Below are 14,487 nucleotides of genomic sequence, written 5' to 3'. Positions count from 1 at the left end.
TAGGTTACTATGAGTTCTAAAATAATCTTTAAAAACATAAGCTTTTAAAAGACACCGATAAGTTGAGGTGGTAAAATGGCAGAGGAAAAAGAAAGTAGAGGCTCTTTAATCGATACTTTGCTCTACCTTCTTGAGCTTGAAAGTAAACGCGGAATTGATACTGATAAAGTTTTACTCACCATGCTCTTGCTGAATATTACCGCGGTAACAAATCTCGTTCTCCACCGAATCTCCCCGATAAGCTTTCAAGGAGCAGTTCCAGGTTCTATACCCTCCGGCGAGCTATCCAGCCTGCTTCCTCTTTTAACCTCAATGATGCAGAGCAAAGGTGGGAGCAGCGGGAACTTAAATCCTGCTCTAATGAGCCTTTTGACAAATTTTTTATCTCAAACTTCCGAACCCCCAAAAAAAGAACTCCCCCCGGAAAAGGAGGGGAAAAAGGAAGACCACCGAAAGTAGCTAAAAAACCGCTGGTCTGGCGGATCTAACAGCATTCTTCATTTAGTAATACTAAGAGAAGCAAAAGGAACAGGAAAGCAGCAACACAACGATGGTGGTGGCATTGAGTCATGTTTTGCACCTCCCTTTCCTCTTTGCTATAGAATATGAAAAAAAATTTTTAAAGGTTTCACTTTCGCACCCTTTTCTTGAAAACTTCATATTATACAATAGCACCGAACAAATAAAAGCTCTGGAAGGGAGGAAATCACATGCGCCAGATTGAAGTAAACTGCTGTCCGGTGGTCATGGACGCGGTTACCGAGTCAGGAATAAAGTGCTTTCACAACACCCATATCCTGTGTAAAGACACCAACGGCAATTGCATTCCAATTGACGCATGTATTTTAAAAGCTATTGTTTATGATTTAAACATTACTTCCGTGCAACAGGTTAATGGCTGCATGAACATTAAAGGTACCTACAGGGTAAGGGTACTTTACGAATTTGATAACCAGACCCAGGTAGGTACTGCCGACGAGCAATTTGATTTTGATGTAAACATACCATTAGCTAAAACCGACTGCATCGTTGCCAAATGTGACTGCTGTGAGGAAGAATGTGCAACCGCTACTAAACTCCATGTAATTTTTGCCACCGTGGAAATGGATACCACCGGTTCCTGTCAGGGGCTGTGCACGGGCTCTCCCGTTGTTCGCATCAGAGTAATTGTGGAAAAAGAATTTATGGCGTTTAAGCACTGCAAAGCCGTGGTATGCTTACCGCTTTGTCCCCCCGAGTTCTGCGCCCCCGGCGAAGGGCCTCCGGCAGGAGAATGCCCCGATTATGTGGAACCTACCGAATGCCCATCCTGGTGTCAGGATAACCCCGATACTCCGTATAATGAATGCACTTCCTGCCCGCCACCGCAGGTTACCGGAAACCCATAAAAAATTCCCCCCTCAACGCTGGGGGGATTTTTCTTTTAAAAAACAATTTTAAATTTCTGAAAAAACCAGTCGTCAGCATATTTTCTGGTATTAAAAAGTTCCTGCCTTCTTGTCCAGGGATAAGTAAATAGTATTTCCCCAAGAGCTTCTGGAAAATCCGACCAGCGGCTATAAAGCTTTAAAATTTTTTTTACCCGTTCTTCGCTTAGATGGTTCAGGGCTAAAATAAAAAGATTTTTTAAGGTAGCTTTTCTGCTGGTAGGGTAAGGTTGACGCTCACGAAATAAATGATAAACAACAACCTTAGGCACTACTAAGAGGCGGTACCCCATAAGCCAGAGTCGAAGGGATAACTCGGCATCTTCCCATCCCCACCTCTCCATGAGAGCTTCAAAGCCGCCAACTTCATAAAACACTTTACTTTTTACTACCATAAGCCCTCCGGGTATGATAGGAACTTCGGCTGCTTTAGTGGGCTTAGGAAGCCAGGTCAGGCGAAACTCCGGTGATATTGTCTGCCCGTAGCCAATCCGCTCGGGCTCGGATAGGGAGGCTATGGCCGGACATACGCCCCCGACATCTTTTTCCGCTAAAAATGCTTCTAAATGGTCCAGCCAGAAAGTCTGATAGCTCATGTGGGCATCGGAAAAGACCAGGTATTTGCCCGAAGCATATTTAGCCCCGAGGTTTTTCGCCCGGGCAAGGCCTATTCCTTCGGTTTTAATGAGTTTTATCTGGCTAAATCTTGAATCTTTTTCAAGAAAAGCGGTGGAATGATCGGTGGATCCATCGTCTACTACGATTATTTCAAAGGGTTTTCCAACCCGGTTATGGGTTAATGAAAAAATAGTATTTTTAAGATTTATACCTTCATTTTTCGAGGTTATTATGATCGAAAACATAAAAATACCCCCTTTTTTTAATTTATGAATCTAAGGGGGTAAAAGAACCTTTTTGGATTTTAAAAATCTATTCCAAAAGTGCTAAAGTACCAATCATCGTCGTAAACCCTTATTTTTAAATATATTTCTCGAAGTTGCCAAAGTTTTTGCTCCTTTGCCAGCTTTTCGGTTATTGCAAAAGCCCGGGGAAAACGGTTAATTTTAGCTAATACCTTTAAAATTCTTTGAGGCTTAAAATGCAAACAGGCAAGTCGTCCTAAATTAAATAAGACATTTTCATTATATCCTTTATAAGTTTGACCGCTTCTGAATAAATGATAAACTTTGGTCTTGGGGGTAACCAATAAATTAAACCCCATAAGCCAGGCCCGCAACGAAAACTCACAATCATCGTATCCCCAGATTTTTAGACCTTCATCATATCCTCCAAGAGTAATAAAATCACTTTTTTTAATTAACATAAATCCCCCCGGTAATATTGGAACGTTTTCTACCGAGTTTGTCTTATAACCTCGCCAGCAGGGTAAAAGTTCTTTATTAAATGTGAGCCCCACCCCAACCCGCTGGGGTTCTAATAAGGAAACCACTAAAGGCGATAAAATTGTTTTTTCCTTTAGGTCTTCTAACATCCTGTCTAACCAGAAATCTTCGACTAAAATATGGGCATCGGAAAAAATTAGAACGTCTCCTCTTGCCTTATTTGCCCCTACATTTTTGGCCCTGGTTACACCCGAACGTGGTAATTTTATTAAGTCAATATTTTTGAAGTTTCCGGAGTTTAAAAAAACAGTACTCTGGTCGGTAGAACCATCATCTATAACTATTATTTCAAAAGGTATACCGGTTTTGGCCGAAAGAAAACTTTCAACAGTTTTTTGTAACCACTGCCCTTCATTATAGGAAATAATAATTATTGAGGCTAATGCCAATGGTTTGCCCTCCCATCACTCTCTTAAAGTTATCCCCAATTTTTTTAAAAGCATTTTAACCTCCAAACTTTTTGGACCATTAATGGTTATTTCATTTCCATACTTTTTCATCAGGGTTAAAAATTCATGCCAGAGCTTATGCTCCTCCATGGTTAAAATCGAGAGTGAACCATCGTTAAAACCCAGAGCTTTCCCTTCTGCCAATCCTCTTTCGTAACCGGCTTCAAAACCTTCAGCAAAACCTTCGCTATACCCAAGTTTTTTCCCTTCGAAAAATCCTTTTTCAAACTTATCGCTATTCATGCAAAATTACCTCCTAAATCATCGGAAAACCAAGTCTTAATTTTCCACGAGTATCTACCCCACCAATGCCTTTGGCACCGGTAATAGTATTTGTAACTACCTCTCTTACGGTTAAGGGATCATAAATTGATGAATAAGCTATTTTTTCCGCAACAAATACCGGGTCATAAGCGTGAATTAAAACTCTCTCCGGGGAACTTGCAAAATTTGCCCCAGCTTCTAAAAGGGCTTCAAAATACGATTGACAGGCACCGGCAAAAATAACGAGGTTATCTTTATCACGATCTATTTTTTGTCTTAAAATTTTAACTGCTTCAACAAAGTAGCGAGAATTCCTATAACTATTTAAATCATGGAAGTCGATCTTATTTTTTATAAGGGCATCATGTCCGGTTAAAACTATAATGTCCGGTAAGTGTTTGAAATAGAGTTCTTCAACAAGACGGGGCTGGTCTTTTTCCGCTACTACATAACCATACGCTGGAATATTTAATTCTTTATAAGTGTTTAAACACATTTCCAGATAGTCCGGGTCACCATCTAAATGGAGGACAGCACCTGGCCTTTTAAAGTACTGTTCTCCCTGGTTTCCCCGCATGTAATATCTAAGATTTCTTTCTTTATGAATGTACTCTTTTTTTTCCCGCACCAGCGCTATAACTCGATTAAGATATCTTTGATAATCGGCGGTGTTAATTTTCACTAAATCCGATAAAGGAGCATCCGCATATAAACGGACATCTATACCTTTTAAATGGGCTATATTTACATTATCTTTTTTATAAATTTCTATGACGCGAAAGTAAATATCCATTCCATATGACTTCCTTGCAACTATATCGCCTACTGAAATCATCAATTTAACCCCCTTTACTCTTTTTTATTTTAAAATATTCAATCTTAAAAACATTGGTGAAATTAAAGAAATTTTAAAAACTTCGTCCTTGAAAATAAATTTTAAACTTAGAACCTCGATAAGCCACCCGGGCATAGCGGGTAATCACGCTGGGTATTAAAATTAAGATTTGCCTTGGTAATACCAGTTTTACTTCGCTATCCCTTACCCAGGAAATACCATCAGCACCAACTTCTAAAACAACCTCTCCGGGTGTATTTCCGACATTTTCAATAATAAAGCTATAATTTAAGGTTAAAACATCTATCGCAGAAAGAAAATTCCAATTTATTCCTGACTCAACAATAAATTTTTGGTCAATTTTATTATTTAAATTTCGAATATAATGTATTGTGAGCTTTGGCCAGTAATCGGAATAGCCTTCCTCCCGGCTTTTAAAGCCAATTAAATTATTTTGAGCCTCATTAGCCATCCGTAAAAGCACTCCAAAATTAGCACTATCCCCAATTAGCCAATTTCTTACCAGGTTTGTAACGTTAAAATCAATAAAAGTGTTTACTTCGCCGGTAATAATAACCTCTCCTTCCTCAGGTAGAGCAACGAAAGGTTGGTTGTTCCAGTTAAGAAATTTTTCATCCCAGGAAGAAATCACCCGAAAAAGCTTTAAAGATTTGCAAGTTACCGGGGACGAATTAAAAAAAAGATATAAAGACAAAGTTGCTGACCTTATCTCATAACCTTCAAGATCTGGCAGGTCAAAGAGGATATATGAACGGTAGACTTTATTATAAGCCTTTCCCACAAGTAGCTCTTTTTGCCAAAAGGGAGAGCCATATATATACGGATAAACTACGTACGTATCACTTCTTGGTGGTTTAATAGTTTTGACCATTTTTTATTCCCCCTCTACTTTAATTTATTCAGGTTGCCTTTTATTGGTTTAGTAACCAATTGTTATTTTTTTCATAAGATAAATCAGAATACCCGAATCTTAGTAAAAGGAGGTCCATTTATATGCCCAACTTTAAAGTTTTACAGGATCAGCCGGAAAAACTAAAAAACCAGGCATACGGCTTTGATGGCACAGTTGTTCGCCCACTTAAAACTGATAATACGGGACGGCCGGATATCAGACCTATAACCAATTCCACCGATAGTATCTTGGTTTACGGCAACGATGGTACCGCCAACCAGGTCTTAAAAACCAATAGTTCCGGTCACATAGCCGTTTACACCGACGGTGCCACTGCTTTAAACATTACCGCGACTGACCTGGATATTAGAAATCTTTCCAACACTCAAGACAACATCCTTATTTACGGTTACGACGGCACCCAGAACCGGGCCATTAAAACCGATGCTAACGGAAATCTTATGTCCACCACAATCCGTACCTTTACCGAATATAGCGAAACTGGAACCACCACCGATACCTACACCGGCTCCACAGCCCAGGATGTATCAACCATGGCCACCTACACCATGTTTGTTAAAAATACCGGAACCACCAACTCCGCTACCGTAAAACTCCAGATAAGCCCCAACAACACCGACTGGCTGGACGACTCGGCTGAAGTAACCCTTACTCCTGGAAGTAGCACTGCTTTGTCCGCTTCTACTTTTCTTAGATACATCCGTGTAGCATATAAGTCCACCCTTCTCGGTCAATCCACCGATTTGAACATCATCTTTCAGGGCCAATCCTAAAAAAAGCCCTCTTGCAGCATTTGCAAGAGGGCTTTTTTACGAAAGTAACTTAATTATTTTGTATACTTATCGGCAACTGACGTTGCTCCAAAGGCTTCGGGCTTTATTTTCGGAGTAAAGCCGGAACCCAGGACCATCCCCACTACCTCTTTAATGAGCTCCCGGGTTTCGCCACTATTTCCTACATCGATATGGATTTCCACGGGCAGCTCCGCCCGGCCGTGTTCGGAAAAGTAATGGGCCACCTGACTTCCCACTTCCAGGCTTAAGGCCGTTTCAAAAAAAATTTTCTGCCTTAGGCTTACCACATGCCGCTCGCTTTTTTTCTTGTAGTAGTAGCGAGCCCCTTTACCGATCCGGTGAACGACTATGGCCGTTACAAATACCGTTTCGTTGTTTTTAGCCTGGGAATCGGAGCCAATGATTATTTTATACGATGAAGTGGGAAGACCGGCAATATATTCTTCAATATCTTCCATCACCCGGGAAAAACTCATAATTCCTTTAGTCGGGCTTATAAAATAATCTTCTTTTTTCCGTGCCATGTATATCCCTTCTTAATGGTGGTCGGTGGTATGTAATAGGTCGTAAGTAAAAAAAGTGACCACTACTTTTATAGGGCAGCTTTAGCTGCCAATTATTTTATGTCGCCAGGAGTCGACCCCACTACAATGGTCGTCGGTGGTATGTGGTCGGTGGTCGGTATAAATAATTTTTTCCTACCACCTACCACTTACCACCTACCACCTCTTGGCTCAGGCGATAGAAACTTTCAGGAGGTATTTGTTCTGCCCGTAAGTTTGGATTAATCCCTACTTTTAAAAGTACTTCCTCCACATAATGCCGCTCTAAATTTAAGGCCCCGGCTAAAGATTTGGCAACAGTTTTCCGGCGGGTAGCAAACGCCGCCCGCACTACCCGGAAAAATCTTAGCCGTTCTTCGGAGCTAAGACAATTTTCTTTTAAAGTAAACCTTACCACCGCCGACTCCACTTCCGGCGGCGGAAAAAAGACCGTCCGCGGTACTTTTAATACGATTCTCGGTTCCGAAAAGTACTGGCAGGCCACCGATAAACTCCCGTAGGCCTTACTCCCCGGTTTTGCCGTTATCCTTTCCGCAACTTCCTTCTGCATCATTAAGGTCATGGAACTTACCCTGTAGCCTTCCTCAAACACCTTAAAAATTAAGGGACTGGTAGCGTAATAAGGCAAATTGGCCACAATTAAGTAGGGTTTCCCCTCAAAGCCAAATTCGCCGCCGGTTCGTTCCGTCATCACCCGGTCAAAATCAATCTCCCGGGCATCGGCATTTACTACCACTACATTCCCCAGGTCTCCGGTGGTTTCCGCCAGTACCGGCAGAAGCTTTTTGTCTATTTCAATCGCCACCACGTATTTAGCTGCTTGGGCTAACAGCCGGGTAAGCACCCCGGCGCCGGGACCGATCTCCAGTACGGCATTATCGGAATTAATTTCTGCTTTCTCCACTATTTTAGCTAAAATCCCAAAATCCGTCAAAAAATGCTGTCCTAACCCGTGGGACAGGGTTAGATTATGTTTTGCTAAAATTTCTTTTAAAGTAGTTGGCGACCAGAGATTCATGGCATACTCCTTTATACGTTTTTAGGTCTACGATAGTGGTGGTCAGTTGTCGGTCGTCGGTGACAACGACCAACCACGTACCACATATCACCTACTACCTTTTATTATAAACAAAAAAAAGGCAGTTTCCTGCCTTTATTCTAACACATATACGCGGGTATACCTTCGACCCCAGCTAATCGCTTCTCCGTAAGTATCAAAGAAGAGGTCAATCCTTGCTCCGCGGATAGCACTACCGGTATCCAAAGCAGTACCGTAACCGTAACCATCGATATAAAGCCTGGTACCGTAGGGTATAACGTCCGGGTCCACCGCCACCACTCCCCGGTGGGGATAAACACCGGTTGCCGTCCGGTAACCGGTATGGGTATAAGCAGTGGCCACAACATCAATTACCCGGGAAAATCTTATAATTTTTCCCCCCCGGGAAACGGTATTTTTGGTACCAACCAGTATTACTTCATCTACAGGCTTTTTTACCACTTCCTGCTTAACAACTTCTTTTTTCACTACTTTACCATCATAGTAAGTAATTTTATAGTAGGTGCGGGCAAGACCCGTCTTTCCTTTGGTTAAAACTTTAGTCCGGCCTTTAAAAAGGTTGCTGGAAGGCCTTTTAATTGTCCGGTAGGCAAGAACAACCTCCTCTGTTTTTTCTTCCACCTTAACCCGAATTATTTTTACTTCGGTATTTAACCCAACTAATTCCGCAGGAGAAGGCTCCACAATGTCCTGAGGATTTACGGTAACTCCCGCTTCTTTAATAGCATCGGCAATGGTTTTGGCCACCGTCAGGATTTCAATTTCCCGGCCATCTACTTTTATTTTTACCGGCTTCGCCCGGTTAATAACAATCTTTGTTCCTTCTTTTAACTTTGCGGTTAAGGGCATATTAATGGTATCCTTCAGCCCTAAAGTCCGTTTAGTTTCGGTTAAAAGTTCCTCTACAGTTGCTGCCTTTGTTTTTAAAACCACCGTTTTTCCGTCATCAATAATGGTAACTTCCTTAACAAGATAAAAATAATAACTCACACTTAAAACCAAGATTAAAATTAGCCCCAACGCCAACCACAGAACTCCGGTTTTTTTGCGGTACCGGGGAATAACTGCGGCTTTAACATCGGGTATATACCAATCTTTCATCGATTCACCACCTTATGTTAGAAGAGGTTGGAAATTTAGCACTCCTTTTAAATTATTCTTCTAACTGCCAATTAATTCCTGCTTTTGCAGGCAAAAAACCTTACTACATTATATGCCATTCTTTTCGGTTTTACAACCAAATATCTAACCACGTATGCAAAAGTATCAAGTAGCTTAACAATGTTAAAAAGCTTTTCTCAGGTGATTTTAGCAATTCACCTTGCAAAGAAGCCTTATTTCCTCCAAAATGCTGTTTTTTAAGCAAAAAAAATTTAACCCCTAAACCTTAAACATAAGGCTTAGGGGTTATCTTCTAAAACTCTATTCCTTTCTGGGCAGGAATACCCTTTTGGTAGGGATGCTTTATTTCCCTGATTTCCGATACTAAATCGGCAGCTTCAATTATCCGCTCCGAAGCATTCCTTCCGGTTAAAACCAGGTGCAGTTTTTCCGGTTTAATTTTTATTAAATCCAGCACCTGTTCTTCATCTACAAGGCCGTAGCCAATGGAGTAAATAATTTCATCAAGGATTATCATATCCCAGTTCCCCGACAAAATCTCTTTTTTTGCTTCCTCCAAAGCTTCCTGGGCAGCTCTACGGTGCTCGTCAAATTTTTCTTCGGATAAAAAGCCTTCCCCCATCTGGCGCATAACAAAGCGCTCGCCTAAAGCTTCGGCAGCTTTTAGTTCCCCGTATTTCCAGCCACCTTTAATAAACTGTAAAACTAAAATCCGCATTCCCTGACCCCAGGCCCTTAGAGCCATCCCGAGAGCCGAGGTGGTCTTCCCCTTACCATTTCCGGTAAAGACCAGGACAAGACCTTTTTCTTTCCCCATGTACCATCCATCCCCCCCAAATTAGAAGTTAGAAGTCAGAAGTTGGAAGTTAGTATAAAAACATTATAAATAAAATAACTTTACCGTGTTTTCGGTTAAAGCCCGGAAGGCTTCTTCTTTGGCAATGCCTTTAATCCGGGCGATTTCTTCGGCCACCAACGTTACCAAACCAGGCTCATTTCTCCTTCCCCGAAAGGGTTCCGGAGTAAGATAAGGGCAATCGGTTTCTACCAGTAGATACTCCAGTGGCACTTTTTTGGCAACTTCTTTACCTTTGACGTTGTTTTTAAAGGTAAGCGGTCCCGCCAAAGAAATGTAAAAGTTAAGCTCTTTAATATACCTTAGAGCAAGCTCTGCCGAACCGGAATAGCAGTGCATCACCCCGGAAAGCTCCAGGGCATGTTCTTTTAAAGTATCAAATACCTCCTGGTGAGCTTCCCGGTCGTGAATTATTACGGGCTTTCTTTTTTGCCGGGCAAGCTTTAGCTGGCGGATAAAGGCTTCTCGCTGTACCTCCCGGGGAGATAAATTCCGGTAAAAATCAAGGCCTATTTCCCCTAACGCTACTACCCGGGGATGGTCTAAAAGGGCCTCAAGACGCCCAAAAACTTTATCATTTAAAGTTTTGGCATCATGGGGATGAATGCCAACAGCAGCATAAATTTCCGGATATTTTTCCGAAAGTCTAACCGCTTCTTCCGAAGATGGAAGATCATAGCCCACGGTAATAATCTTTTCCACCCCGTTTTGCCGGGCGCGTTTTAATACTTCTTCTATATCATCTTTAAATTTGGGATCATTTAAATGAGCGTGGCTGTCTATAAGCATAAACCTCTTCCCCTGTTTTTTACTTTACTTTACTCCCCGGAGGAATCTGATCGTCAACAAATAATACCTGGAGATTGCCATTACCGGATGCTGCCAAAACCATCCCCTGGGACTCAATACCCCGAAGTTTTGCCGGTTTTAGGTTGGCAACAATCACTAACTGTTTGCCGACCAGCGCTTCCGGTTCGTAATACTGGGCAATGCCTGCCACAATCGTTCTCTCTTCGTCTCCGAGAGTAACCTTGAGTTTCATGAGCTTATCCGTCTTGGGTACCCGCTCGGCCTCAAGAACCCTGGCTACCCTTAAATCAATTTGGGAGAATTCCTCTATGGTAACGAGAGATTTTTCTTCCGCGTGTTCGGTCACGGTCTTTTCCTCCTTTTTGTCGGTAGCAGCCGATCCTGCATTAATAGTTGTCAGTGGCTGGTCGTCGGTGGTCTTTAATAAAATTTCCGGGTCCAGGCGGGGGAACAACGGCTCGCCTTTTTTGGTTTTTACCCCCGCCGGTAGTCGTCCCCAGTTGGAGAGCGACTCCCAGGTAAAGAGAGCTTCATCGTTAACTCCTAATTGAGCCGCTACTTTCGCAGGAAAGTTGGGCATTACCGGTTTTAATAGAACCGTAATAAACCGGTAGCCTTCCAACACGACATAAAGAACCGTTTTAAGCCGCTCAATTTTACCTTCTTTGTTTAAACTCCAGGGGGCTACTTCGTCAATATACTTATTAAGCCTGGTTACCAGCCGCCAGATATTAGCAAGAGCTCCGGCAAGGTCAAATTTATCCATTAATTTTTCGGTTTCTGCCGGCAAAGCCAATGCCAGTTCGATTACTTCCCGATCAATTTCCTCATATTCATAAGGAAGGGGTATCTCTCCGCCAAGGAACTTTTCTAACATAGACAAGGTTCGGTTTAAAAGGTTGCCCAGGTCATTGGCCAAATCAACATTTATCCGGTTGATTAACGCTTCTTCGGAATAAACCGCATCAAGACCCAGAGGCATTTCCCGAACCAAAAAGTAACGGACCGCATCCACTCCGTATTTTTCCACCAGCTTTACCGGGTCAACCACATTACCTTTGGATTTGGACATCTTGCCCCCTTCCAGAACAAACCAGCCGTGTCCCACTACTTTTTTGGGAAGCTCAACTCCTAAAGCAAGAAGAATTATAGGCCAAATAACGGTGTGGAAACGCACGATGTCTTTCCCAACTAAATGAACGTCCGCCGGCCAGTATTTCTGGAAAAGATGGTCATCATCGGTGCCGTAACCCAGAGCGGAAATGTAGTTGGTAAGGGCATCTACCCAAACATAGACCACATGCTTTTCATCAAAAGGCACAGGTATTCCCCAGTTAAAAGTGGTCCGGGAAACGCATAAGTCTTCTAACCCCTGCTTTATAAAATTTATCATTTCGTTACGCCGGGATTCGGGTACTATGAACTCCGGGTTTTCTTCAATATGTTTTAAAAGCCGGTCGGCATACCTGGACATTCTAAAAAAGTAGCTTTCTTCTCTGGTCCACTCTACCGGGCGCCCGCAGTCCGGACATTTGCCGTCAACAAGTTTGCCCTCGGTCCAGAAAGCTTCGCAGGGCGTGCAGTACCATCCTTCATAGGCAGACTTATAGATATCGCCCTGCTCGTAAAGTTTTTGAAAAATTGCCTGTACCACTTTTTTGTGCCGCTCTTCGGTGGTACGGATAAAGTCGTCATAACTTATATCTAAAAGCTTCCACAAATGTTTAAAACTATCGACGATGGGGTCAACGTATTCCTTGGGAGAAAGTCCCTGGCTTTTAGCCTTTCTTTCTATTTTCTGGCCGTGTTCGTCGGAGCCGGTTAAGAACCAGACATCATAACCGGTCATCCGCTTAAAGCGAGCCATCGTATCTGCCGCCACGGTGGTATACGCATGGCCAATATGTAGATTATCGCTGGGATAATAAATCGGTGTGGTTATATAAAAGCTTTTGCCCATTTAAAACACGCCTCCTGCCTTACCGGTACTTTTTGGTGATATCGTACCAAACTTAAAATTAACCGTCAACTGCTAAGAATTTTTTAAAAAAAATTGGACAAACCTTATTGACTATTAGAGTTAACTTTGGTAATATTTAGTTGAAAAAATTTTGTCGAAAATTGCAATAATAAAGGAGGAGAATTTATAATGAAATCTACCGGAATAGTCAGAAAAGTAGACGAGCTCGGCCGGGTAGTAATCCCCATTGAGCTGAGAAGGACTTTGGGCATCGAAGAAAAAGATGCTCTGGAAATTTACGTAGACAACGAAAAAATCATTCTCAAAAAGTATGAACCAGCGTGCATTTTCTGCGGTAATGCCGCAAACGTGCACCATTATAAAGGAAAGCTCATTTGCACCGATTGCTTAAAAGCAATTTCCGAGGAAGCAAAAGCCATTTAAAAAGCGGAGCTAATGCTCCGCTTTTAAACTTTTGGTACCACTTTAAGAACTTAGAAAAAATCTCTTCTTCTCTCTGGCCGTAAACTTTCATAAAGGCTTTTTCTTTCCCGCTTCGTTTTGTCTCCTCCAGAAAACGTAATATACCTTCTTTACCTTTTTTTGCTTCCAAAAACTTAACAAAATAATAACTCTGGCGATACGCTGCATACTGGTTTTCTTTATCATCAAGATTTTTTTCTAAGGCAGCAATACTGGAAAACACATCTACCTCACTCCCCCAAAAGGCCGGTACTCCCCCAAAGGCTACTTCCGCCCACTGGGCCAGTCCCTCGTGTAAATAGCGGGAAAGTTTCCCTCCGGTTTTAATGTCGATTAAAAGGTGGGATATCTCATGGGCTAAAGCCGGGCTTTCCAGATCGTTTGTAAGATAAATAACCCCTTCCCAGTAGTAGCCCTGGGAGGGCAGGGCCAAAAAGCTATTAGAATTAAGATTAGACGTTAATACAATTACCACCCGGCTCTTCCCTTGATAGGAAAAATATTTTTTCTCCTTCAAAAAAAGGTCGTTTGCTCCGGGTAAAAAACGCCGGGGAAGAGGGCTTTTACTTAATACCGTTACCTCTCGGTAGTTATAAACATTATATCCGAGTAACTTAAAGCCAAAAACCGCAAAACTCTGTTTTAACGAGTGTTTTGTTTCGAAAGGTATCTGGCTTAAAAAGAGTAACACCAGTAACAATAACCCAATTATTCTTTTTCGGGCAAAAAATAAAGCCCGCATGGGGATCTCCTCCTCTACGGGGCCTTTTTACTCAATTATAAAATATTTTAAATTTTAATTATAGTTTAAAATTCTGGTAATTTACTTTTTGTCAAGATTCTTTTTAAATTCTTCTATGATTTTTTTCGCATTTTGAGCATCTGCGGAAGTTGGACCCGCCAAAGCTATAGCTTTTTCCAGTTCAGCAATTCCCTCTTTGTATTTTTCTTTACCATAACCTAAAAAAATACCATAGTTAAAATGAGCTTTAACGTGATTTGGGTCAATTTTTAAGGCATCTTCTACCTGTTTTATCGCATCATCCACCTGGCCCAGATAAAAAAGCGCAATAGCCCGGTCCACCATTACCGGAACGTTGGTGCTATTGAGCTCTAAAATTTTCCCAAAGTAATACGCAGCTTTTAAGTAACCTTCGGGAGTACTTTTATCAAATAGGGTAACGGCCAGTTGATACATTTTATTAACATCGGTAGGATTTGCCAGAACCTCCGCCTCTAAAGCAAGCGCCGGATCTATTACCTGGTTATTTGGGAGTTGATTAAGATTTGAGCTATTACCAATTGTCCAGGCAACGGAAGAAGCTATCAGACCCAGACCAAGCACCACCGCAACGGTCCATAAAATTATTTTTTGCTGCCGCTTTTTAGCTCTTAATTGCAAAATACTCATATTATCTCCCCTTGCTTTGGCATTTTACTTATATAATTCTTTTTTCTTTTCGTTAATCCTGCAAGAAAAGTTAAAATTTTAACAAAGAAATAAATCAATCCGGCAGGAGCCGGCCA

Annotated in this window: 17 protein-coding genes; 4 read left to right on the top strand and 13 right to left on the bottom strand. The window is 41.9% G+C overall.

Going from position 1 to position 14,487, the window contains the following annotated elements:
* Window positions 1–75 precede the first annotated feature (75 nt).
* Together ciss_RS00405 and ciss_RS00400 are read left to right on the top strand one after the other, a co-directional pair.
* The gene (locus ciss_RS00405; RefSeq protein WP_075864356.1) at window positions 76–459 is read left to right on the top strand and encodes a hypothetical protein; all 384 of its coding nucleotides are present in this window, start codon (window positions 76–78) and stop codon (window positions 457–459) included.
* A 251-nt stretch (window positions 460–710) separates the two neighbouring features.
* Window positions 711–1,388 carry a hypothetical protein gene (locus ciss_RS00400; RefSeq protein WP_075864355.1) on the top strand — a complete coding sequence of 226 codons (678 nt, stop codon included), beginning with the start codon at window positions 711–713 and terminating at the stop codon, window positions 1,386–1,388.
* Between the two features lie 35 nt (window positions 1,389–1,423).
* Here the strand turns inward: ciss_RS00400 and ciss_RS00395 are convergent, their stop codons facing one another.
* From ciss_RS00395 to ciss_RS00375, 5 genes are all read right to left on the bottom strand, one after another.
* A complete protein-coding gene (locus ciss_RS00395; protein WP_075864354.1) occupies window positions 1,424–2,290 on the bottom strand; it encodes a glycosyltransferase family 2 protein in 867 nt (288 codons plus the stop codon).
* 59 nt (window positions 2,291–2,349) lie between these two features.
* Window positions 2,350–3,219 carry a glycosyltransferase gene (locus ciss_RS00390; protein WP_075864353.1) on the bottom strand — a complete coding sequence of 290 codons (870 nt, stop codon included), beginning with the start codon at window positions 3,217–3,219 and terminating at the stop codon, window positions 2,350–2,352.
* Window positions 3,220–3,234: 15 nt separating this feature from the next.
* Window positions 3,235–3,522, bottom strand: coding sequence for a hypothetical protein (locus ciss_RS00385; RefSeq protein WP_075864352.1), 288 nt, complete (start codon window positions 3,520–3,522; stop codon window positions 3,235–3,237).
* 13 nt (window positions 3,523–3,535) lie between these two features.
* Window positions 3,536–4,378 carry a sporulation peptidase YabG gene (gene yabG / locus ciss_RS00380; RefSeq protein ID WP_075864351.1) on the bottom strand — a complete coding sequence of 281 codons (843 nt, stop codon included), beginning with the start codon at window positions 4,376–4,378 and terminating at the stop codon, window positions 3,536–3,538.
* A gap of 73 nt (window positions 4,379–4,451) precedes the next feature.
* Window positions 4,452–5,270 (bottom strand): DNRLRE domain-containing protein, encoded by an 819-nt coding sequence (locus ciss_RS00375; protein ID WP_075864350.1) that lies wholly within the window; start codon window positions 5,268–5,270, stop codon window positions 4,452–4,454.
* A 122-nt stretch (window positions 5,271–5,392) separates the two neighbouring features.
* Here ciss_RS00375 and ciss_RS00370 point away from each other — a divergent pair, with 122 nt between their 5' ends.
* Window positions 5,393–6,085 carry a DUF6385 domain-containing protein gene (locus ciss_RS00370; RefSeq protein ID WP_075864349.1) on the top strand — a complete coding sequence of 231 codons (693 nt, stop codon included), beginning with the start codon at window positions 5,393–5,395 and terminating at the stop codon, window positions 6,083–6,085.
* A 53-nt stretch (window positions 6,086–6,138) separates the two neighbouring features.
* On the opposite strand, the gene ciss_RS00365 is transcribed toward ciss_RS00370, so the two are convergent.
* The 6 genes from ciss_RS00365 to metG form a co-directional block, all read right to left on the bottom strand.
* Complete coding sequence (locus tag ciss_RS00365) at window positions 6,139–6,630, bottom strand: ribonuclease H-like YkuK family protein (RefSeq protein ID WP_075864348.1); 492 nt, start codon at window positions 6,628–6,630, stop codon at window positions 6,139–6,141.
* A 181-nt stretch (window positions 6,631–6,811) separates the two neighbouring features.
* Window positions 6,812–7,687: a 16S rRNA (adenine(1518)-N(6)/adenine(1519)-N(6))-dimethyltransferase RsmA gene (gene rsmA, locus ciss_RS00360; RefSeq protein ID WP_075864347.1), complete on the bottom strand. Its 876-nt coding sequence runs from the start codon at window positions 7,685–7,687 to the stop codon at window positions 6,812–6,814.
* Window positions 7,688–7,822: 135 nt separating this feature from the next.
* The gene (locus ciss_RS00355; protein WP_077177370.1) at window positions 7,823–8,830 is read right to left on the bottom strand and encodes a resuscitation-promoting factor; all 1,008 of its coding nucleotides are present in this window, start codon (window positions 8,828–8,830) and stop codon (window positions 7,823–7,825) included.
* 313 nt (window positions 8,831–9,143) lie between these two features.
* The gene (gene cobO / locus ciss_RS00350; protein WP_075864346.1) at window positions 9,144–9,668 is read right to left on the bottom strand and encodes a cob(I)yrinic acid a,c-diamide adenosyltransferase; all 525 of its coding nucleotides are present in this window, start codon (window positions 9,666–9,668) and stop codon (window positions 9,144–9,146) included.
* Window positions 9,669–9,731: 63 nt separating this feature from the next.
* Window positions 9,732–10,496, bottom strand: a complete 765-nt coding sequence (locus ciss_RS00345) for a TatD family hydrolase (RefSeq protein ID WP_075864345.1) — start codon at window positions 10,494–10,496, stop codon at window positions 9,732–9,734.
* A 19-nt stretch (window positions 10,497–10,515) separates the two neighbouring features.
* Complete coding sequence (gene metG, locus ciss_RS00340) at window positions 10,516–12,477, bottom strand: methionine--tRNA ligase (RefSeq protein ID WP_075864344.1); 1,962 nt, start codon at window positions 12,475–12,477, stop codon at window positions 10,516–10,518.
* Between the two features lie 186 nt (window positions 12,478–12,663).
* On the opposite strand from metG, the gene ciss_RS00335 reads away from it, so the two are divergent.
* Window positions 12,664–12,921: an AbrB/MazE/SpoVT family DNA-binding domain-containing protein gene (locus ciss_RS00335; RefSeq protein WP_439951258.1), complete on the top strand. Its 258-nt coding sequence runs from the start codon at window positions 12,664–12,666 to the stop codon at window positions 12,919–12,921.
* Here the strand turns inward: ciss_RS00335 and ciss_RS00330 are convergent.
* Together ciss_RS00330 and ciss_RS00325 are read right to left on the bottom strand one after the other, a co-directional pair.
* Window positions 12,869–13,702 carry a gluzincin family metallopeptidase gene (locus ciss_RS00330; protein WP_075864342.1) on the bottom strand — a complete coding sequence of 278 codons (834 nt, stop codon included), beginning with the start codon at window positions 13,700–13,702 and terminating at the stop codon, window positions 12,869–12,871. The two genes, ciss_RS00335 and ciss_RS00330, sit on opposite strands and share 53 nt — an antisense overlap.
* An 81-nt stretch (window positions 13,703–13,783) precedes the next feature.
* Window positions 13,784–14,371, bottom strand: coding sequence for a tetratricopeptide repeat protein (locus ciss_RS00325; RefSeq protein ID WP_075864341.1), 588 nt, complete (start codon window positions 14,369–14,371; stop codon window positions 13,784–13,786).
* Window positions 14,372–14,487 lie beyond the last annotated feature (116 nt).

Origin of the sequence: Carboxydothermus islandicus (assembly GCF_001950325.1) — a bacterium.
Lineage (GTDB): Bacteria > Bacillota > Z-2901 > Carboxydothermales > Carboxydothermaceae > Carboxydothermus > Carboxydothermus islandicus.
The sequence above is the reverse complement of the archived record's forward strand: the minus strand, read 5'-3'. Positions and strand labels throughout refer to the sequence as shown.